The organism is Polaromonas sp. SP1 (assembly GCF_003711205.1).
Classification (GTDB): domain Bacteria; phylum Pseudomonadota; class Gammaproteobacteria; order Burkholderiales; family Burkholderiaceae_C; genus Polaromonas.
In genome coordinates, this window is record NZ_CP031013.1 from 836618 (window position 1) to 857667 (window position 21050).

A 21050-nucleotide genomic window follows, 5' to 3' on the forward strand; every position below is an offset into this window, starting at 1 on the left:
CGACTGGAGACAAGACCATGACTTTCATTTCCCGCAGAACACTGCTCACCGTTGCCGGGCTCAGCACCGCCGCCTGGCTCAACCCGGTGCGCGCGCAGCTCGCCGGCAAACCCATCACGCTGATCGTGCCTACCGCCGCCGGCGGCACCACCGACATCGCCGCGCGCATGCTGGCCGAACCGCTCGGCAGGATTTTGCAGACCTCGGTGGTCGTGGATAACCGCGGCGGCGGCAACGGCAACATCGCCGGCCAGATGGTGGCGCGCGGCCCGGCAGACGGCACCAGCCTGCTGGTGCAGTACTCCGGCTACCAGTGCATCACGCCGTTGATCCAGCCGGTCCCCGGCTTTGACCCGGCGACCAACCTCAAGCCGCTCGGCCATTTGATCGACGCGCCGCAACTGCTGGTGGTGCGCGGCAACTTCCCGGCCGACAACTTCGCGGACTTCATCAAGTACGTCAAGGCCAACCCCGGCAAGGTCAACTACGCCTCCAGTGGCAACGGCTCGCTGCAGCATGTGACGACCGAGCTGCTCAAGGACCTGACCAAGACTTTCATGGTGCACATCCCTTACCGCGGCACCGGCCCGGCACTGAACGACCTGCTGGCCGGCACGGTGGACTTCACCATCACCACACCGCCGCCGTTGCTGCCGCACATCCGCGCGGGCAAGCTCAAGGCCTTGATGGTGACCGGCCGCACCCGCCTGGCTGCACAACCCAACGTACCGACGGCGACCGAAGCCGGCGTGCCGCTGGTGGCGTCGTCGTGGTTCGCGGTCTACGGGCCGACGGGCTTGTCCGCCGACCTGCAAAGCCGCCTCTCGCTGGCGATCAAACAGGTGGTGGAGTCCGAAGGCTTCAAGAAACGCGCCGAAGAGCAAGGCGCGAAAGCGGTCGTCATGAGCGGCGCCGAGTTGGCCACCCTGGGCGATAACGAACGCAAGATGTGGGGCCGGATCGTCAAGTTGGCCAATATCAAGGCTGACTAAATAGAGCCCCCACGCTTGCCACTTCGTGTGCTGCGCTGCCCCCCGAGGGGGCGCTGCGCCTGCGGCCCGGCAAAGCCGGTTCCGCGGCCCCTGCTTGGTTCGAGAAAACTCTCCTTGCACCACTACCTCTAAAGACAAAAAAAGCGGCACAGTCCGGCGCAAATTGCGCCGGGACTGTGCCGCTTTTTTGTGGAGGAGCGTTTTAGCTCAGGTCAGCAATCAGGTCGATGTACTGCTGCATCGCATCGTCCTGCGAAGTGCCTTTGAGGTTGTTCCAGGCGTCCCACTTGGCGCGGGCCACCATGTCGCCGAAGCCGGGTTTCTTGTCGGTGTTGTCGCCGCTGCTGCCCTGCTTGTAGAGCGCGTAAATCTTCAGCAGCGTCGCGTTGTCGGGGCGCTCGCTGAGGTTTTTCGAATCGGCCATGGCTTTGTCGAAGGCGGCTTTCAGGTCTGACATGTGGAATCTCCGTTTTAGAAGTGGGTCACCAATGAGGGTGCTTGGGGTAACTGCCCGGTATCTTAGCCAGACCGTTCCGTTCAAAATAGGGAACTTACCCCATCCGGGGTGAGTTCGCATCAGTTTTGCATCGGGAGTGCTCATGGTTACACGCGTTACCGCCCAGGCCGCAGGCCGCAAAGTGGCAAAAAACGTCCAGAAGAACGTCAAGCGGGCCGTCTCGGGAACCCTGGGTATTTCAGGCGAGCGAATGAGCAAGGTCGACACGGCCTGGCTGCGCATGGACAACGACGCCAACCTCATGATGATCGTGGGCGTGTGGCAGCTGGCGCCGGGCGTCAAGCACGCGGCGGTGTGCGAACGCATTGAAAACAGCCTGCTCAAGTACGACCGCTTCAAGCAGCGCGTGATGGAAGACGCGGCCGGCGCTACCTGGGTGATGGACCGCAACTTCGACCTGGCCAACCATGTGGTGCCGGAAAAGCTGCCGAAGTCGGCGAACCAGGAGCAGGCCCTGCAGGACCGCGTGGCCGAGCTCGCCACCCAGCGCCTGGACCCGAAACGCCCGCTGTGGCAAATCCACCTGATCGAGGACTACACCGGGCCTGACGGGGTCAAGGGCAGCGCCATGATTGTGCGCATCCACCACTGCATCGCCGACGGCATTGCGCTGATTTCGGTGACCATGTCGCTGGTCGATGGCGGTGCGCCGCCGCCCGTGCGGCGCAAAAAGGAACCCGCCGCGGGCGCGGAAGACTGGATTGCCGACACGCTGCTCAAGCCGTTTACCGACATCACCGTCAAGGCGCTGGGCGCCGTGGGCGAAGGCGCGGCGCGTTCGCTGGGCATGCTGGGCGACCCGAAAAAGGGCATGGAGCAAGGCGTGAGCGGCTCCTTCGACATGGCCAAGGTGTTGTTCCAGCTGCTGTCTGACTCGGCGGCGCTGGCGCTGATGCCCGACGATTCCAAGACCCGCCTCAAGGGCAAACCCGGCGGCGCCAAAAAGGTGGCCTGGTGCCAGCCGATCCCGCTGGACGAGGTCAAGGCGGTGGGCAAGGCGCTGAACTGCTCGATCAATGACGTGCTGCTCAGCTGCGTGGCCGGGGCCCTGGGCGAATATTTAAAAACCTTCGGCGACGATGTGGCGGGCCAGGAGATCCGCGCCATGGTGCCGGTGAACCTGCGCCCCATGGACCAGGCGCACAAGCTGGGCAACCGCTTCGGCCTGGTGCCGCTGGTGCTGCCCATCGGCGTCGACAACCCGATCGAGCGCGTGTACGAGGTGCGCCGGCGCATGGCCGCGCTCAAGGGCAGCTACCAGCCGCTGCTGGCCTTCAGCCTGCTGGCGGTGGCGGGTCTGTTGATCAAGCCGGCGCAGGACGTGATGCTCAACCTCTTTGCCAAGAAGACCACGGCGGTCATGACCAATGTGCCGGGCCCGCGCGAGAAGCTGAAGTTCTGCGGATCGACGCTGGAGCAAAGCCTGTTCTGGGTGCCGCAGTCGGGCGACGTGGGCCTGGGTGTGTCCATCCTGAGTTACGGCGGCGGCGTGCAGTTCGGCGTGATCACCGACAGCACGCTGTGCCCGGAACCGCAGCGCATCATTGACGAGTTTGTGCCGGAATTCGCCAAGCTCTCTATCGTGACGCTGATGCTCCCCTGGGGAGAATAATCTGCACACCCCTGTTGGGGCTCACTTCGTGTAGCCCCCTCTCCCCTTGCAGGGGACAGGCGCCTTGCGGCCGGCAAAGCCGGACCGCGGCCCCTGCTGGAAGGGATGTTTTACCTAGATTGCTATTAAATTGATAGCTACCAGCCAAGGAACCGCCCTGGCTAGAGGCCTCAAACGCTTAAACATATGAGGCCGCAGGTTCAGGCAGCGAAGCGCCGGGAGGCGATGGCCAGCAGGCCGTCGAAGATCAGACTTTCCACCAGCTCAAACTTCACCGACATGCTGGGCGCCATCTTCCAGCCGGCGCCGCCGGTCATGATGCATTCGGGGGTTTCACCGCAGTGGCGGGTGACGTTCTCGACCATGCGGTGGATGGCGCCGGCAATGGCAAAGGTGCCGCCGCTGGTCAAAGCGTCGCTGGTGTTGGTGGGAAAGTCGCGCACCTCGCCGGTCGGGACATGCAGGCCGGCGGTGCCGGACTCGAGTGCGCGCAGCATGATGCCGTGGCCCGGCAGGATAAAGCCGCCCAAAAACCTGCCGGTGGCATCAATGGCCTCGACGGTCACTGCCGTGCCCACCATGACCACCACGCAGGGCTTGCTGACGCCGCGCGCCAGCAGCCGGTGGCGCGCACCGATGATGGCGACCCAGCGGTCGGCGCCCAGCCGGGCCGGATGGTCGTAGCCGTTGGTCAGGCCCGCCTCCTGGGGGCTGGGCACCACCCAGCGCGGCGCCACGTCCCAGAGCTCCATCTGCTCGGCCACGCGCCGCTTGATGGCGTCGGCGGCGACGATGCAGCCCAGGATGCGTGACGGCGGGGCCATGGTGCCCCACTCTTCTTCCGCCAGCTTGTCGATGTTCTCAAGGAACACCGCGCCAGACGCCAGCAGCTTGGCCCCGGGTACAGGGGCTTCGTACTGGGCCCATTTCAGGCGGGTATTACCCACGTCAAGCGCTAGAAAGGTCATTTGGCGGATTATGAACAGGTTTGAAGCCTGCCCTTGCACAGGGGTCTACAGGTTTTCCAGTAGGGCCCGCCCGTTGCTGCCCGCGCTCAGATCAGGCCAAACCAGCAGGCGCGCTGGATGGCGGCCAGCTTGTTGTCGACCTTGAGCTTGGTCATGGCATTGGAGAGGTGAAAGTTGACGGTGCGCTCACTGCAGGCCAGGCGCTCGCCGCTTTCACGCGCCGTCATGCCCTGGAAGGCCAGGCTCAGGCATTCGAGCTCGCGCGGGCTGAGCGGGCTGCGCGCCTCGGCCAGCGCGCGCTTGAGCAGCGGCCAGATGTTCAGGGCCGACCAGGCCAGCAGCGCCGCCTCGCTGCGGTCGTGCCACTGGCGCGGGCTGAAGAGGTAGCACTCAAAGGCGCGCCCCACCGTCAGGGGGAAGGCGATGCGGACCACGCTCTGGTAGCCGTGCGCCAGCCAGAGCCGGCGCCAGCGGCCCAAATTCTCGAAGGCGGACTTGGAGATGTCCTGCCAGGCCACCAGGGGCGCGTCGGAGTCCCGCCAGGGCGCACCGAAGTCGCGGCTCTCGGCCAGCGCCTCCGCCGCGTCCAGCAGGCGCGGCGGGTGGATGGCCAGCACCAGGCGGTCTTCCTGGCCGCCAAAAGGGTCCGGGCCCAGCACCATCAGCGCCTCGACGGAAAACTCGCGCAATACCCCCAACCAGTCGCTGACGACACCGTCAAGGCTCACGCTGTCGAAGTTGGCGGGTAATTGCATTGCTGGCACTTTCATAATTCATGGTGGGGGCGCAAATATCCGCCCCCTCGGGTTGCCCGGAAACTCCGGCAAGGTCAACTCAAACGATGTTGCATCATGAAGTGTGAAATCGTTGGTGGCCCGATTGGGACGGTACAAGGACAATAGCGCCAAATGCGCCATCCGCATCATCCGCCAGGACCGCACGTTCAGGGAAGACTTTAAAGTGAAAAGCGCTCGTTTCAATTCGTGGTTCGCGCAACGGCCCCTGTTGCAGTGGCTGCGCGAGGAACTGATACTCGCGCCGCTGGTGCCGGTGTTGCACCCCACGCCGCTGCGCATGAAGGGCCTGGGGATTTTCACCCTGGTGGGGCATCCGCTTTTTTACCTGGTGTGGGCCTGGTGGCTGCCGCAGCCTTATGAGAACCTTTGGCTGCGTTGCTTCACCAGCCTGCTGGGCTGCCTGCTGATCTGGAAACCCGTCAGCCAGTATCCGTCCAGCCCGCTCGCCGGCGCCGTTTTCACCTGCGTGTTCTGGTTCGAGCTGCCTTTTCTGTTCAGCTGGATGTATTTTTGCAACAGCGGCAATACGGTCTGGCTGGCCAGCGTGTCGGGCATGATCCTGATTTATTACTTCGTCACCGACTGGCGCATCGCCACCATCGGCCTGGTCGCCGGCGCGCTCTCCGCGTGGGCCCTGTTCCAGGTGTTCGGGCCCGAGGTGCCGGTGCTGGAGGGCCAGCAGTTCACCACCAACATGATGGTCATTGCCTTTTGCATGAACATGGGCCTGCTGTTGGGGCTTTCTTCCGCCAACCTGCGGCGCGAACAACTCTCCAACACCCTCACGACGATGGGGATCATGGCGCACGAGCTGCGCACGCCGCTGTCGACCGCCGCGCTGCTGGGCGACGCGATCCAGCTGGAAGTGCAACGCCAGCCCGACAACCCGCGCGCGGCCCAGCTCGACAAGCTCGCCCAGCGGCTGCACATCCTGGTGCGCAACATGAACCACCAGATCGACACGCAGATCGCCAATGCCAGGCTGCTTCAGCTGCCGCGCCACACCGAGCTGGTGCCGGCCGGCGGGCTGGTCAACGACGTGGTGGCCGCCTACCCCTTCCAGTCGATGCGCCAGCGCGATTGCGTGCAGGTCCTGGTCCATGAGGACTTCACCTTCCGCTCTTCCGCCACCCAGTTTTCCCAGGTGCTGGACAACCTGATCAAGAACGCCATGCACTCGCTGATGGCCGCCGACTCGAAGTACCCGCCGGGCGCCCTGCGCATTGAAGTGGGGCAGGCTCAGGGGCACGGCCGCATCATCGTGGCCGACGAAGGCCTGGGAGTCGACCCCGCCTTGCTGCCGCAGATCTTCAAGCCGTTTTTTTCCAGCAACCGCGGCACGGGCCACGGCCTGGGTTTGGCTTTTTGCCAGCAAGTGATACAAAGTGCGGGCGGCAGCATTCATGTGAAATCGGAGTCCGCCGTGGGCGCCGTTTTTACAATTGAGCTGCCCCTTGCGACCTGATAGCCTGCTAGCCTTGCACGTGACTGCTTTTGACACTCTTCAATAGAACGACAACCATGTCCTTTGCACTCTATCGCCGCCCGGGAGGCGTGGTCTTTCTGGATGACGATCCGGACTACCTCGAAATGCTGGCCCAGGTCATGCCGCTGGACTGGTATGTGCGCCTCTTCCTGCGGCCGGTGGCCTGCATCGAGTCGCTGCTCGAGGAGCCGGCACGCTGGGAGGCCGATGCATGGCGGCAGCAGGAGATCATCAACCGCTGGCGCGAAGGCGAGTCCCTGATCCCGCAGATCCTCAAGTACTGGCGCGACGACGGCACGGCGCGTTTTGCCCTGACGCAGGTCTGCGTGGTGGACTACTCCATGCCGGCGATGAGCGGCTTGCGCGTACTGAGCGAGCTCACGGGCTGGTCGGGCTCGCGCGTGCTGCTCACGGGCCGCGCCGACGAGCAGCTGGCCGTGTCGGCCTTTAACCGCAACCTGATCGAGCAATTCATTCCCAAGCAGGCGCCCGACATCCGGCTGCGGCTGACCAACGCCATCCAGGGCCTGCTGCACCTGGCAGACGCCCGGCATGAGCAGACCTGGCGCGCCACGCTGTCGCGAGAGCAGCACGAGCTTCTGTGCAGCCCGCCGGTGGCGCAGGCGCTGGAGAGCCTCGCACTGCAGCAGGGCTGGATAGAGCGGGTGGCCATCGGTGCGCCCTTTGGCGTGCTGGCGCTCGACAACAAGGGGCGCGCCAGCTGGCTGCAGCTGGAGCCGGCCGCCAACCTGCCGGAGCTGGCAGAGATGGCCGAGTCGCAAGGGTGGGACGCACCCACCGTGCAGGATGTCCGGGCGGGCAAAAAGCTTATCGACCTCGACCTTCAACTGGCGCTGGGCGCCGTGCACAAATCCCAGCCGCGCCAGGCATTCACCATCGCCGCCGAACCTGCGCCGCTGCATGGCGCCATCTTCGCCATCCACGAATCCTTTTGCCCCGGTTTCATGGCGGGCCACGAGCGCTTCATCGCCACCCATGGCGATCGGGATGTGCAAGATTGACCCTGGTGTGGTGTTGCACGCTATCCGGTACATAAAACCGCGTCTTTTTGCCCATGGCGGCGTTGCAAATCCGCGCAATAGCAGGGCTATTGCTGTGGTTTGCGCCTTGCCCTGAACAAAAATCCATTGGTTTTATTTGTACCGTCAAGCATGCAACACCACACTAGCCGTCGATCTTTGCGCTGCGGGCGCGCCGCGCAATCGGCCAGTCCCAGGGCTTGACGATGGGCGCGATCTCCCGCGCCACCGCCTCCACATGCGACATTTCCGCCTCGGTCAAGGCGGAGCTCAAGGTCAGCCGGACCATGGCGCGGTTGCGGCTGGTGGCCGGGGCACAAAAGATCGAACCAATCACATCACGCGCCTCCAGTTCATCACGCAAGACCATGGCAGCCGGCTCGGTGCCCGCCTCCAGCGAAATGATCTGCTCGGTGCCCTGGTGGATGGGAAAACCGATATCGGAGAAGGTTGCGCGCAGCCGGCGTGTGTTGGCGTGCAGGCGGCGGCGGGCGTCGTCGCTGCGCTGCAAAACGCCCACGGTGGCCGCCAGCCCGGCGATCTCGTGGGGCAGCAGCGAAGAGCTGAAGATATTCGGGAAGCTTGAGATCATGATGTAGTAGCGCATGCTGGCGGGCGCCGAGAAAAAGCCTGCGCGCCCGGCGACGGCCTTGGCCAGGCTGGCCGTGATGAAGTGCACCCTGTCGGTCACGCCCAGTTCCGCGCACAGTCCCGCACCCTTCGGGCCATGGGTTCCCAGCGAATGGGATTCATCGACCACGATCATGCTGTCGTTCTGCTCCGTCACTTCCAGGATTTCGTGCAGCCGGCACACAGCGCCGGTGGTGCTGTAGACCGAGTCGACCACCACCACGCCGGGGCCGTGGGTCTTCATCATCCGCGCAAGGTGCTCGGGGCTGTTGTGGCGAAAGGCATATGCGGGCGCACGCGCGGCATGGGCGCCTTCCCACAGCGAAGCGTGCGCCAGCGAGTCGAGGTAGATCGGCGTCTGGGCATCCGCAATGATCTGCAACAGCCCCATGTTGGCGGTATAGCCTGACTGGCAGAGGAAACCGTCCTCCTTGCCGACCCAGTTTGCCAGCGACTTCTCCAGCGCATGCGCCGGGTGCGAGCCCAAAAGGAAGACGCCGGACTGAACGACGTTCTCCCTGTCGTGTGTCAGCGCGGAAATCTGGGCCTGAACAATTTCCGGATGTCCGGTGACGTTGAGGTAGTCATTGCCGTCCAGCCGCACTGCGCCCGCGCCCGGGGCGCGGCCATGCAGGATGAACTTGTCACCCCATTGCTCTGCCCAGCGCGGCGCAAATTCGTGCGCGATGCGCTCTTGCAGCCGCTTGCCAAGGGCCGGGTTGTGAAATGCCTTGGCATCGGGGGAAATTTCGCGTTCAAGTACTTGCATGAGGGAGCTCCGTTTGATTGAGTGGAGTCCCATTGAAAGCGCTCATACAAATTGATACGGCTCTACCCCTGTCAGTTCTGACAGGGGGTATCTATTTACCCTGAATTCTCGTCGGCGATATGTGAACTATCAGCCTCATTTCATCCAAGGGCATGCACCATCCGCTTACATATTTGTGTCACAAAAGGTACAGCTTCCAGGCGCGGCGATTTTTATCCCTGCTTCCAGGGCAGCCCCTGCAAACGCCAGCCGCCGCGATGCCCGCGCTGGCCCTGCTCGTCTGCATCACCCTCAAAACCTTCAAGGATGTTGTAGGCCTCAACACCGAGTTCCGCAGCGCGTTTGGCCGCGGCCACGGACCGCACACCGCTGCGGCAAAGCAGCACGGCCTTCTTGCCCGCAGGCACTGCGGCTTTCAGGCCCTCATCGAAGCCTGCATTCATCGCCATGCCGGGCCATTGCTTCCACGCGAGGGGGACTGCGCCGGGCACATGGCCCACCCATTCACGTTCGGCGTCCGTGCGGACATCCACCAGTACGGCCTCGCCGGATTGCATCCACTGATAGGCAAGGCGCGCGGAGACGTCGCCCGCATAACCGGCGGCGGGCCGCACCTGGAGAGATGGATCTGAAGGGTCAAGGGTTTTCATGTCGGGGCCTGTCATATTTCGGGGGGTTCAAATCAATGCGGCGCCTTATTTACATGGGCACTATTCACCACGGCAGCCGGTGCACCCCGGGCCGGGGTGCCGCGAAACAAGTTTATTCCGTTGCCGCGCGGCATGCACAATGCAAAAAAGCTTGAGCCACCCCAGGAGACCCACATGCCCTCAACACGCAGCGACCCCCCTTCATTCCCGGATCTATCAACCGGCAAGGCCGGCTTGAAGGCCCTGGCAAAAATGCTGGCGCAGTGGCAGCCACCTCCAACCGGTGCAGAGGCAAATGTCCCGGCAGGCAAGAAAGGGAAAGCGCGCAAAACCTGGTCGCTGGCCGATTTCAACCCTGGCGCCAAGCCGTTTTCCAGCGGCGACAAGGCGCACGACAAGACACTGGTGGAAGCACTTGCCGTGGAACTGGACGAGTTGCAGAACCTGCTCTATGCCGACAAGCGCTTCAAGCTCCTCGTCATCCTGCAGGGCACCGATACCTCCGGCAAGGACGGCACCTTGCGCGGCGTTTTCGGGCGCATCAGCCCCCTGGGCGTGCACACCGTCAGCTGGAAAGCGCCGAACGAGGAAGAGCGCGCACACGACTACCTGTGGCGCATTCACCAGAAAATGCCGGCCGCCGGGGAACTCACGATCTTCAACCGCAGCCACTACGAGGACGTGCTGGTGCCGCCCGTCAAAGGCTGGATCACGCCGGCGCAGACAGCCGAGCGTTACCGGCAGATCAATGACTTCGAGCGAATGCTGTCGCAAACCGGGACGGTGGTGCTCAAGTTCATGCTGCACATCAGCCTGGAAGAGCAGCGCGAACGCCTCCAGGCCCGGCTGGACGACCCCACCAAAAACTGGAAGTTCAACATGGACGACCTGGAGGCGCGCAAGCACTGGACGCAGTACCAAAAGGCTTACGAGAACCTGCTGGGCGCCACCAGCACGCCCTGGGCCCCATGGACCGTGGTGCCCGCGAATTCCAAAACCCATCGCAATCTGATGATCGCCACCATGGTGCGCGCCACGATGGCCCAATTGGGCCTGCGCTTTCCGCCGGGCGATCCGGCACTCAAAGGCTTGAAGGTCACTTGAACGTTTTGCCGATTCCTGCCTGTGGTGCAAAAACTGTTTCACCCGGATAAGGGGTAATCAAAAGGGTAATCATTTTTCTGCGTTGGTGGAAACCCTCTTTGTCAGGAATGGGCAAGGCGGAATGATGAGTGTTCTTACCTTCTTTCACACAACAGGAGACAAGTCATGACTGAGAACAAGAGCCCCCGCAGGCGCGGCCTTCTAAAAGGTGCCGCGATTGCCGCCGGCGCCATGTCCGCCCCTATGGTTGCCATGGCGCAGACAACGTCTTTCCGCTTCCAGAGCACCTGGCCGGCCAAGGATATCTTCCATGAGTACGCCAACGACTTTGCGAAGAAAGTCAATGACATGGCCGGCGGCCGCCTGAAGATTGAAGTGCTTCCTTCCGGCGCCGTGGTGCCGGCGTTCCAGCTGCTGGAAGCCGTAAACAAGGGCACCCTGGACGGCGGCCACGGTGTCGTGGCCTACCACTACGGCAAGAATTCGGCGCTGGCCCTGTGGGGTTCGGGCCCGGGCTACGGCATGGACGCCAACATGGTCCTGGCCTGGCACAACTACGGCGGCGGCAAGGCCCTGCTGGATGAAATCTACAAAGCCATCAACATGGATGTGGTGTCCTACCTCTACGGTCCCATGACCACGCAGCCGCTGGGCTGGTTCAAAAAGCCTGTGGCCAAGGTCGACGACATGAAGGGCCTGAAGTTCCGCACCGTCGGCCTGGCGGTGGACATGTTCACCGAAATGGGCACCGCGGTGAATCCGCTGCCCGGTGGCGAAATTGTGCCGGCACTGGACCGCGGCCTGATCGACGCGGCCGAGTTCAACAATGCCTCGAGCGACCGCGTGCTCGGCTTCCCCGATGTGGTGAAGAACTGCATGCTGCAAAGCTTCCACCAAAGCGGCGAGCAGTTCGAAATCCTCTTCAACAAGGGCAAGTACGCCGCGCTGCCGCAGGAGCTGCGCTCCATCATCGACTACGCCGTGCAGGCCGCCAGCGCCGACATGAGCTGGAAGGCCGTTGACCGCAATTCCAAAGACTATGAAGAGATGAAAAAGCAGGGCATCAAGTTCTACAAGACGCCGGATGCCGTGCTGCGCGCCCAGTTGGCCGCATGGGACAAAACCGTCGCCAAGAAGGCCGGTGAGAACGCCCTCTTCAAGAAGGTGCTGGATTCGCAAAAGGTCTTCGCCCAGCGCGCCGGCCAGTGGCACAACGACTACACGGTCGACTTCAAGATGGCTTACAACCACTACTTCGGCGGCAAGAAGGCCTGACATACCCGCACCTAAAGCACACCAGCCATCCGGTACCTTCTGGATGGCTGGTTTTATTTTGTCCAGTCCGCAACGGTAACTTCTCATGAACGTTCAACGAATCCTTCACACGGCTGACCAGATCAGCACCTGGGTGGGCAAGGCTTTTGCCTGGCTCATCGTGGTGCTGATGCTCCTGGTCTGTGCCGAGGTTTTCAAACGCTACGCGCTCAACGCCCCGACGGCCTGGATCTTCGACGCCAACAACATGCTTTACGGCACGCTCTTCATGATGGGCGGCGCCTACACGCTGGCGCATGACGGCCATGTGCGCGGAGACTTCTTCTACGGCGGCCTGAAACCGCGCACCCAGGCCTCGCTGGACTTGGTGCTGTATTTCCTGTTTTTTCTGCCGGGGATCGCCGCACTTACCTGGGCCGGCTGGACCTACTTCAACGAATCTTTGGCCATGCACGAACAGACCTTCAACGCCACGCCCATTCCGCTGTACCCCTTCAAGTTCGTGATCCCGGTGGCCGGCGCCATCGTGCTGATGCAGGGCCTCGCTGAAATGCTGCGCTGTGTGGTGTGCATCAAAACCGGTGTGTGGACACCGCGGATCAAAGACGCAGAGGAGTCCGATGTCGTGGCCCAGCAACTGGCGGGCAGCGAATTCGTCGATGAAGAGGCCAAGCGCCTGGCCATCGAAAAATCCATCGGCATGAAAGGTTAAGCCATGAGCAATGCAGCACTCGGCATGACCATGCTCTGCCTCATCGTGGTCGTGATCATGATGGGCTTCCCGACCGCCTTTACCCTGATGGGGCTGGGCATGATGTTCGGCTTCGTCGCGTTTTACGACCCCTCGGCGCACTGGCTCGACAACAAGATCTTCGACCTGATGGTGCAACGTGCCTTCGGGGCCATGACCAATGAAACCCTGCTATCCATCCCGCTCTTTGTATTAATGGGGTATGTGATGGAGCGCGGCGCGCTGGTGGACAAGATGTTCCACAGCGTGCAGCTCGCCTTTCGCAGCGTGCCCGGCTCGCTGGCCGTCACCACGCTGATCATCTGCACCTTCTGGGGCATCGCCAGCGGGCTGGTGGGCGCCGTGGTGGTGTTGATGGGTGTGATTGCGATGCGGCCCATGCTGAACGCGGGCTACGACACCCGGCTGGCAGCCGGCGTGATCACTGCCGGCGGCACGCTGGGCATTCTGATCCCGCCGTCGGTGATGATCATTGTGTATGCGGCCGTCGCCGGTCAGTCGGTCGTCAAGCTCTACGCCGCGGCGATGTTTCCAGGCTTTTTCCTGGCCCTGCTGTACCTCGTCTACATCATCGGCTGGGTGCTGATCAACCCGAAAATCGCGCCCAAGCTGCCGCCCGAGCAGCAAAAAGTACCGGTGCAGCCCTGGGTGCAACTGATCAGCGAGACCTATTCGCGCCGCATGCTGCCTGCGCTGACCGCGGCCGCGCTGTCACCCGGACGAGCGCTGCAGGCCACCGTGGAAGGCATGAAGATCACCAGGGGATTGCTGGTGAAAAGCCTGAGCCTGGCGCTGGTGCCGCTCGCGCTGGCCGTCGTCACGCTGGGTGCCGTGTGGTGGTATGTCGTGATCCATTCGCAGGAAGACAACGACGCCAGCGCCGCGGCGCAGGTCACCCAGCAAGCGCAGGCGCCGGCCGCAGCTGCCACCGGCGGCCTGGCCGAACCGCCCGCCGCGTCGTCGGGTTTGCAGGAGCCGCCGTCATCCACCGGCGTTCAGGAGCCACCCGCAGAAACGGGCGGCCTTCAGGAGTTGTCCGCACCGCCGGGCGCCGCTGAAGAGCCGGCCGCCGCCACCGCCAAAGACGAACCCATGCAGCAGTTTGGCGATCCGACGGCCCACGGCCCGCAGACCGCCGCGGTGCCCGCCGCCTTCTACACCGGTTTCTGGGTCGCCTGCGGCGTCACGCTGCTGTTGCTGCTCTGGTACTACCGCAAGTTCGATGCGGAGCAGTTTGAAATCCTGCGCATGCTGGTGTCCTCGGTCATGCCGCTGGCGATCCTGACCTTCATGGTGCTGGCGGTCATCCTGTTCGGCATCACCACGGCGACGGAATCCGCGGCGGTCGGTGCGGCAGGGGCCTTCCTGATGGCATGGCACGCCAAAACCCTGAACTTCCAGCGCATCAAGGAGGCGGTGTTCCTCACCATCAAAACCACCTCCATGGTGTGCTGGCTGTTTGTGGGATCGGCGCTCTTCTCGGCCGTGTTCGCCCTGCTGGGCGGCCAGCGCGTGGTGGAGGAGTGGGTGCTCTCGATGAACCTGACACCGCTGCAGTTCCTGCTGCTGTCGCAGGCCATCATCTTCATCCTGGGCTGGCCGCTGGAGTGGACGGAGATCATCGTGATCTTCGTGCCCATCTTCCTGCCGCTGCTGCAGCATTTCCAGATCGACCCGATCCTGTGGGGCGTGCTGGTTTTCGTGAACCTGCAGGCGGCCTTCCTGTCGCCGCCGGTGGCGATGTCCGCCTTCTACCTGAAGGGGGTGTCACCGGCACACGTGACCATCAACCAGATCTTCGCCGGCATGATGCCTTACATGCTGATCGTCATCCTGTGCATGGTCTTCATGTACATCTGGCCGGGCCTCACGCTCTGGCTGCCGAAGTACCTGTACGGTTAAACAGCCCAGGGGCCGCCAGGCTCCTGTCCTGACAAAAAAAGGGCGCTTCGGCGCCCTTTTTTATGGCCGGCGCCGCTGCGGGGCGCACACTTGATCGGCGCCGGCTTACCGGCTAAGATTGACGTTTACGTAAACGTCAACTAAACAGATCACAGATCGGCGGCCCGCCGCCCGCCCGGAGACAACCATGACCGACATGTCCGCTGAATACAAAGCGCTCGCCAGCTACCGCCCCACCCACAAGGTGCGCTTCATCACGGCGGCCAGCCTGTTCGACGGCCATGACGCGGCCATCAACATCATGCGGCGCATTCTCCAAAGCATGGGCGCGGAGGTGGTTCACCTGGGCCACAACCGCAGCGTGGACGAGGTGGTGACGGCCGCCCTGCAGGAAGACGCGCAGGGCATTGCCATCAGCTCCTACCAGGGCGGGCATGTCGAGTATTTCAAGTACATGGTCGACCTGCTCAAAAGCCGAGGCGGCGAGCACATCCAGGTGTTCGGCGGCGGAGGCGGCGTGATCGTGCCGCCCGAAATCCGCGAGTTGCACGCCTACGGCGTCACCCGCATCTACAGCCCCGAAGACGGTCAGAAGATGGGCCTGGCCGGCATGATCGGCGAGATGGTCATGCGCTGCGACAAGGATCTGACCGGCTTTGCGCCCAAAACCGTCAAGGCGATTGAAGGCCACGGCGAGATGAACTGGCGGGCCCTGGCCCAGCTGATCACGGCGCTGGAAAACGGCAAGGCGGACGCGGCCTTGGTCGACAAGGTACGCACGCAGGCCGCCACCCGCAAGATTCCCGTGCTCGGCATTACAGGCACGGGCGGCGCCGGCAAGTCGTCACTGACCGACGAGTTGATACGCCGCCTCCGCCTGGATCAAAACGACAAATTGCGTGTGGCCGTCATCAGTATCGACCCCTCACGCCGCAAGAGTGGCGGCGCGTTGCTGGGCGACCGCATCCGCATGAACGCCATCAATCCGTGGACTGTTCCACTCGCCGGGCAGAAGAACGCCGACAGCGGCCAACGCGTGTTCATGCGTTCGCTGGCCACACGCGACTTCGGCTCCGAAATCAGCCAGGCCCTGCCCGACGTGATCGCCGCCTGCAAATGCGCCGGCTTTGACCTCATCGTGGTCGAGACCTCGGGCATAGGCCAGGGCGACGCCGCCATCGTGCCGCATGTGGATGTGCCCATGTACGTGATGACGCCCGAGTTCGGCGCGGCCAGCCAGCTCGAAAAAATCGACATGCTGGACTTCGCCGAATTTATCGCCATCAACAAGTTCGACCGCAAGGGTTCGCTCGATGCCCTGCGCGATGTCTCCAAACAGGTGCAGCGCAACAAGGAAGCCTGGAGCACGCCGGCCGACAAAATGCCGGTCTTCGGCACCATGGCCGCGCGCTTCAACGACGACGGCGTGACCGCCCTCTATCAAGCCCTCAAGCCACGCCTGGCTGCACTGGGCCTGGCGCTGGAAGCTGGTGTGCTGCCCGCGGCCGAAGTGCGCCACAGCACCAACCAGACGCCCGTGGTGCCGGCCGCACGCACGCGCTACCTGGCCGAGATCAGCGACACGGTGCGCGGCTACAAAAAGCGCGCCCGCGCACAAGCCCAGCTGGCGCGCGAAGTGCAGCAGCTCAAGGCGGCTGCCAGCATGCTCAAGATCGACAAGCCCGACCGCGCGCCCGCCGCAGAAGCCGCGCTGGACCTGGCCGGCCATCGCAAGGCCCGCATGGACGCCGACGCGCGCGCCCTGCTCGCCCAATGGCCCGACATGCAGGCCGCTTATGGGGGCGACGAGTACGTGGTGAAAATCCGCGACAAGGAAATCCGCACGGCGCTGACCACCAAGTCCCTCTCGGGCACCACCATTCGCAAGGTGGCGCTGCCGCAGTATGAAGACCACGGCGAAATCCTCAAATGGCTGATGCTGGACAACGTGCCCGGCAGCTACCCCTACACCGCCGGCACCTTTGCCTTCAAGCGCGAAGGCGAAGACCCGACCCGCATGTTCGCGGGCGAGGGCGACCCCTTCCGCACCAACACCCGCTTCAAGCTGCTCAGCGAAGGCATGGCGGCCAAGCGCCTGTCCACCGCGTTTGACTCGGTCACGCTTTACGGCAACGACCCGGCCCTGCGTCCCGACATCTACGGAAAGGTCGGCAACTCGGGCGTGTCGATCGCCACGCTGGACGACATGAAGGTGCTGTACGACGGGTTCGATTTGTGCAACCCGTCGACCTCCGTCTCCATGACCATCAACGGCCCGGCGCCAACGATTCTGGCGATGTTCATGAACACGGCGATCGACCAGAACCTGGAGAAATTCAAAAAAGACAACGGCCGCGACCCCACAGCGACCGAGGCCGCGAAGATTCGTGAATGGGTGCAGGAAAACGTGCGCGGCACCGTGCAGGCCGACATCCTGAAAGAAGACCAGGGCCAGAACACCTGCATCTTCTCGACCGAGTTCAGCCTGAAAGTGATGGGCGACATCGCCCAGTACTTCGTGCACAACCGGGTGCGCAACTTCTACAGCGTCTCCATCAGCGGCTATCACATCGCCGAGGCGGGGGCCAACCCGATCAGCCAGCTGGCCTTCACGCTGTCGAACGGTTTCACCTTCGTCGAAGCCTACCTGGCGCGCGGCATGCACATCGACGACTTCGCACCCAACCTGAGTTTCTTCTTCAGCAACGGCATGGACCCGGAATACACCGTGATGGGCCGCGTCGCGCGCCGCATCTGGGCCGTGGCCATGAAGGAGAAATACGGCGCCAACGAACGCAGCCAGAAGCTCAAGTACCACATCCAGACCTCGGGCCGCAGCCTGCATGCGCAGGAAATCCAGTTCAACGACATCCGCACCACCCTGCAGGCGTTGATCGCCATCTACGACAACTGCAACTCGCTGCACACCAACGCATTTGACGAAGCCATCACCACGCCGACCGAAGAATCGGTGCGCCGCGCCATGGCAATCCAGCTCATCATCAACCGCGAATGGGGCCTGGCCAAGAACGAGAATCCGTCACAGGGCGCCTTCATCATCGAAGAGTTGACCGAGTTGCTCGAAGAAGCCGTGCTGCTGGAGTTCGAGCGCATTGCCGAGCGCGGCGGCGTGCTGGGCGCCATGGAAACCGGCTACCAGCGCGGGCGCATCCAGGACGAGTCCATGCACTACGAGATGCTCAAGCACACCGGTGAGTTGCCCATCATCGGCGTCAACACCTTCCGCAATCCGCACGGCGATGCGGTGCAGGACAAGCTGGAGCTCGCGCGCTCTACCGAAGAAGAAAAGCAGAACCAGCTCAAGCGCCTGGACGACTTCCACCGCCGCCACGCCGCCGAATCACCGGCCATGCTCAAACGCCTTCAGCAGGCCGTGATTGAAAACCTCAACGTGTTCGAAGTGCTGATGGAGGCCGTGCGCGTCTGCTCACTGGGGCAGATCACCAATGCGCTGTTTGAGGTGGGTGGGCAGTACCGGCGGAATATGTAGCCGGCTCGTATAGCCCGGTTTAACCCGTCGCCCCGTCCTGCGCGGCAGGCTGCAAGTCATGCTTGCCCATCGAATAGGAAAGCGCGTAAATGCCGTGTGTCATGCCCGCAAGGGCGCCTGCAGCCTGGAGATGCTGCGGCGACAGCTCTTCGGCCAGGGCATGTTGCAGGGCTTCCGTTTCATAGGACGACAGCAAGACAATCCAGTCAGCGGCGGCATCCCCGCCGCGGATTTTTTGTTCTTTCGTCATGGCGGCCTGCGGCGTTCGGGTTTGCAGCAGGTGCGCCCCGACGATGCCCCTGCTTTCTGCCAGGCGCGCCAGCAGCTTGTCCAGCCAGGCCCGCAAAGTCCCTGCCTGTCCATCGGCAGGTGACAGGCGAATCGTCAGCATCGCCCGGCCCAGTCCGGCGCCAAAACTGCTGAGCAGCTGGCACTGGCTGCGCACCATGTGCAGGTGGTGCGGCATCATCTTCGTCGACCATGGTGACGGGTTATTCAGGCTCTGCAGGTATCCCGCAGAGGTGAGGGTTTCATACGATGCCAGCTCATACATCACAAAAAACCCTGTTCCTCCATCGATGTTGGACCAGCGTGAGCCGCGCAGAAAGCCGTCTATGCCCATGCGCTCCGGAAAGTGTTCGCGGGAGTGCCACTCCTGGAACTCCTCGCGTTGTGCGGGCAGGATATCCCACCACATGGCAACTGCAGCCTTGCCTAAAAGTGCCATATCGTCGAACCTCAGTAAAACCAGCTTGCCGGAACGGTGACCAGTTTGGGGAAAGCCACCATCAGGAACATCACCGCGAACTCGGCGATCATGAACGGGACTACCCCCTTGGTGATGTCGTCCATGCTGATCTTGCCGACACCCGCCACCACATTGAGCACCGTGCCGACCGGCGGCGTCACCAGCCCGATCGAGTTGTTGATGATGAACAGCACGCCGAAGTAGACCGGGTCTATGCCCGCGGCCTTGACCACGGGCATCAACACAGGCGTCAGGATCAGGATGGTGGGCGTCATGTCCATGGCCGTGCCGACGGCCATGACCAGCACCATGATGGCGACCATCAGCAAGATCGGGCTGTCCATGAAGGGCTTGAGCAGGCTGACCACCATCGCCGGCAGATTGGCCACCGTGATCAGCCAGGCGCTGACCATGGCTGCGGCGATCAGGAACATCACGACGGCACTGGTCTTGGCCGATGCGACGAACACGCCGTACAGCTGCGGGAGCTTGAGTTCGCGGTAGATGACGGTGGATACGAACAGGGCGTAGACGGCCGCCACCACGGCCGCCTCGGTGGGCGTGAACACGCCCATGCGCAGGCCGACCAGGATGATGACCGGCAGGACCAGCGCCCAGGTGGCATCGCGGAACGCCTTCATGATCTCTGCAGCCGACTTGCGCGGCGGCGGCACGATCTTCTCGCTGCGCACCAGCCAGGCCCAGGTGATCCAGAGCGCGCCGCCGATCAGCAGGCCCGGCACGATGGCCGCGAGGAAAAGCTTGGAGATCGACACATTGGCCGCCACACCGAAGATCACCAGCCCGATGCTGGGCGGGATCACCGGGCCGATCACGCCCACGGATGCGATCAGGCCGCCTGCGCGCACCTTGTTGTGCCCTGCCTTGACCATCATCGGCAGCAGCAGCGCGGTGAGCGCGGCCGCGTCCGCCACGGCCGAACCCGACAGCGCCGACAGCAGGCAACCGGCCATGATGGTCACGTAGCCCAGCCCGCCCTTGACGTGGCCGACCAGCGCCAGCGCCAGGTCGACGATGCGGCGCGACAGGCCGCCGACGTTCATGATCTCGCCGGCCAGCATGAAGAAGGGCACAGCCAGCAGCGGAAAGCTGTCGGCGCCGCCGACCAGGTTCTGCGCGAGGATCTGCGCGTCGAACAATTGCAGGTGCCACATCAGGGCCACACCGCTGGCCAGCAGCGCAAACGCGATCGGGATGCCCAGGGCCATGGCGGCCAGCAGCGAGCCAATGAAGATGGCGATGGTCATGGGCGCGCTCCGGCAATTTTGTCTGACTCTCGCGCGTCGTCCAGGACCTGCTTGAGCTGCACGGCCTCTTCCGACTCCTGCACCATGACCAGTTCATCCTCTGACAGCCGGCCGGTGAGGACCTTCCACAAATCCAGCAACAGCAGGCCGCACGCAAGCACGCCGAACACGAGGCCCGAGAGGTAAACGATGGACATGGACCAGCCCGTCGTCGGCGCCGTGACGTCCCAGTTGATCTTGACCTGCTCCCAGCTGCCCATGGCCAGCAGCACCACGATGAAGATCATCAGCACGTGGCCGATGATGAGGCAGATCTTTTTGCCGGTGACCGGCAGCCGCCCGACCACCATGTCGATGCCGAGGTGGCCGTGTTCACGCAGCGCGACCAGCGCTCCGAGAAAGGTGCCCCAGATGAAGAGCCAGCGCGACAGCTCTTCGGACACCGTGATGCCCGAGTTAAAGCCGTAGCGCAGCACGACATTGCCGAACACCAGCACGACCATGAGGGCCAGGCCGAGGGCGATGAGGAACTCGATGCCTCTGCAGGCCTTGTCGACAAACTTTTCCATCTCAGTTTTGCGCGGCAAGAGCCTGCGCTTCGCGCGCGATGTCGGTCACGACCCGAAGGCCCTGCAGGTAGGAGCGCGGGCCGAACCCCTGGATCGTGCCCTTCACGGCCGGCGAGATGATCGAGTGGTGGCGCCATGGCTCACGTGTCGCGAGGTTGGACATGTGCACCTCAATCACCGGGAAGGGCATGGCCTTGATCGCGTCATGCAGCGGCACGCCATGCTGCGTGAGCCCGGCGGGATTGACCAGTGCGCCCTGCGCCGCGTCGATGTTCTGGTGCAGGAAATCGATCAGCGCCCCTTCATGGTTGGACTGGATGGTCTCTAACGTCACGCCCAGTTCGCCGGCCAGTTTGGCCAGCATGTCATTGATCTGTGCGAGCGTGGTGGTGCCGTAGATGTGGGGTTCGCGGCGGCCGAACAGGTTCAGGTTGGGCCCGTGGAGGACAAGTATTTTCATG

Annotated in this window: 19 protein-coding genes; 9 read left to right on the forward strand and 10 right to left on the reverse strand. The window is 63.2% G+C overall.

Translation table 11 applies throughout. The features are described from left to right. The first annotated feature begins 17 nt into the window (after window positions 1-17). Window positions 18-992 carry a tripartite tricarboxylate transporter substrate binding protein gene (locus tag DT070_RS03940; protein WP_122954238.1) on the forward strand — a complete coding sequence of 325 codons (975 nt, stop codon included), beginning with the start codon at window positions 18-20 and terminating at the stop codon, window positions 990-992. A 202-nt stretch (window positions 993-1194) separates the two neighbouring features. Here DT070_RS03940 and DT070_RS03945 read toward each other — a convergent pair whose 3' ends face one another. Next, window positions 1195-1449, reverse strand: a complete 255-nt coding sequence (locus DT070_RS03945) for an acyl-CoA-binding protein (RefSeq protein WP_092130100.1) — start codon at window positions 1447-1449, stop codon at window positions 1195-1197. A 142-nt stretch (window positions 1450-1591) separates the two neighbouring features. Here DT070_RS03945 and DT070_RS03950 point away from each other — a divergent pair, with 142 nt between their 5' ends. After that, complete coding sequence (locus tag DT070_RS03950; RefSeq protein ID WP_122954239.1) at window positions 1592-3121, forward strand: wax ester/triacylglycerol synthase family O-acyltransferase; 1530 nt, start codon at window positions 1592-1594, stop codon at window positions 3119-3121. 200 nt (window positions 3122-3321) lie between these two features. On the opposite strand, the gene DT070_RS03955 is transcribed toward DT070_RS03950, so the two are convergent. Next, window positions 3322-4089: a type III pantothenate kinase gene (locus DT070_RS03955; protein WP_122954240.1), complete on the reverse strand. Its 768-nt coding sequence runs from the start codon at window positions 4087-4089 to the stop codon at window positions 3322-3324. Between the two features lie 86 nt (window positions 4090-4175). After that, entirely contained in the window at window positions 4176-4844 is a 669-nt protein-coding gene (locus DT070_RS03960) for a helix-turn-helix transcriptional regulator (RefSeq protein WP_122954241.1), read from the reverse strand. A gap of 205 nt (window positions 4845-5049) precedes the next feature. On the opposite strand from DT070_RS03960, the gene DT070_RS03965 reads away from it, so the two are divergent. Both DT070_RS03965 and DT070_RS03970 read left to right on the forward strand, forming a co-directional pair. Further along, on the forward strand, window positions 5050-6351 hold the full coding sequence (locus tag DT070_RS03965; protein WP_122957240.1) for a sensor histidine kinase KdpD: 1302 nt from the start codon (window positions 5050-5052) through the stop codon (window positions 6349-6351). 56 nt (window positions 6352-6407) lie between these two features. Beyond that, window positions 6408-7394 carry a response regulator gene (locus DT070_RS03970; RefSeq protein WP_122954242.1) on the forward strand — a complete coding sequence of 329 codons (987 nt, stop codon included), beginning with the start codon at window positions 6408-6410 and terminating at the stop codon, window positions 7392-7394. A 163-nt stretch (window positions 7395-7557) separates the two neighbouring features. Here DT070_RS03970 and cqsA read toward each other — a convergent pair whose 3' ends face one another. Continuing rightward, on the reverse strand, window positions 7558-8811 hold the full coding sequence (gene cqsA, locus DT070_RS03975) for an alpha-hydroxyketone-type quorum-sensing autoinducer synthase (protein ID WP_122954243.1): 1254 nt from the start codon (window positions 8809-8811) through the stop codon (window positions 7558-7560). A gap of 212 nt (window positions 8812-9023) precedes the next feature. Next, complete coding sequence (locus DT070_RS03980) at window positions 9024-9461, reverse strand: rhodanese-like domain-containing protein (RefSeq protein WP_122957241.1); 438 nt, start codon at window positions 9459-9461, stop codon at window positions 9024-9026. Between the two features lie 174 nt (window positions 9462-9635). Here DT070_RS03980 and DT070_RS03985 point away from each other — a divergent pair, with 174 nt between their 5' ends. Continuing rightward, complete coding sequence (locus tag DT070_RS03985; protein ID WP_122954244.1) at window positions 9636-10565, forward strand: PPK2 family polyphosphate kinase; 930 nt, start codon at window positions 9636-9638, stop codon at window positions 10563-10565. Here the strand turns inward: DT070_RS03985 and DT070_RS21680 are convergent. Next, window positions 10558-10680, reverse strand: a complete 123-nt coding sequence (locus DT070_RS21680; RefSeq protein WP_255416856.1) for a hypothetical protein — start codon at window positions 10678-10680, stop codon at window positions 10558-10560. The genes DT070_RS03985 and DT070_RS21680 overlap by 8 nt on opposite strands. A 50-nt stretch (window positions 10681-10730) precedes the next feature. On the opposite strand from DT070_RS21680, the gene DT070_RS03990 reads away from it, so the two are divergent. The 4 genes from DT070_RS03990 (at window position 10731) to icmF (ending at window position 18004) form a co-directional block, all read left to right on the forward strand. Continuing rightward, a complete protein-coding gene (locus DT070_RS03990) occupies window positions 10731-11840 on the forward strand; it encodes a TRAP transporter substrate-binding protein (RefSeq protein WP_122954245.1) in 1110 nt (369 codons plus the stop codon). Window positions 11841-11925: 85 nt separating this feature from the next. Beyond that, complete coding sequence (locus tag DT070_RS03995) at window positions 11926-12552, forward strand: TRAP transporter small permease subunit (RefSeq protein WP_122954246.1); 627 nt, start codon at window positions 11926-11928, stop codon at window positions 12550-12552. A 3-nt stretch (window positions 12553-12555) separates the two neighbouring features. Continuing rightward, window positions 12556-14493 carry a TRAP transporter large permease subunit gene (locus DT070_RS04000; protein WP_122954247.1) on the forward strand — a complete coding sequence of 646 codons (1938 nt, stop codon included), beginning with the start codon at window positions 12556-12558 and terminating at the stop codon, window positions 14491-14493. 187 nt (window positions 14494-14680) lie between these two features. Continuing rightward, a complete protein-coding gene (gene icmF / locus DT070_RS04005) occupies window positions 14681-18004 on the forward strand; it encodes a fused isobutyryl-CoA mutase/GTPase IcmF (RefSeq protein WP_122954248.1) in 3324 nt (1107 codons plus the stop codon). A 19-nt stretch (window positions 18005-18023) separates the two neighbouring features. Here the strand turns inward: icmF and DT070_RS04010 are convergent, their stop codons facing one another. Genes DT070_RS04010 through DT070_RS04025 form a run of 4 tightly spaced genes read right to left on the reverse strand, consistent with a single transcriptional unit; the run spans window position 18024 to window position 21049 of the window. Then, window positions 18024-18731: a hypothetical protein gene (locus DT070_RS04010; protein WP_122954249.1), complete on the reverse strand. Its 708-nt coding sequence runs from the start codon at window positions 18729-18731 to the stop codon at window positions 18024-18026. A gap of 11 nt (window positions 18732-18742) precedes the next feature. Further along, a complete protein-coding gene (locus DT070_RS04015) occupies window positions 18743-20020 on the reverse strand; it encodes a TRAP transporter large permease subunit (RefSeq protein WP_122954250.1) in 1278 nt (425 codons plus the stop codon). Next, on the reverse strand, window positions 20017-20589 hold the full coding sequence (locus DT070_RS04020; RefSeq protein ID WP_122954251.1) for a TRAP transporter small permease: 573 nt from the start codon (window positions 20587-20589) through the stop codon (window positions 20017-20019). The genes DT070_RS04015 and DT070_RS04020 overlap by 4 nt, the downstream gene beginning before the upstream one ends. 1 nt (window position 20590) lies before the next feature. Next, window positions 20591-21049, reverse strand: coding sequence for a type II 3-dehydroquinate dehydratase (locus DT070_RS04025; protein WP_122954252.1), 459 nt, complete (start codon window positions 21047-21049; stop codon window positions 20591-20593). Between the last annotated feature and the right edge of the window lies 1 nt (window position 21050).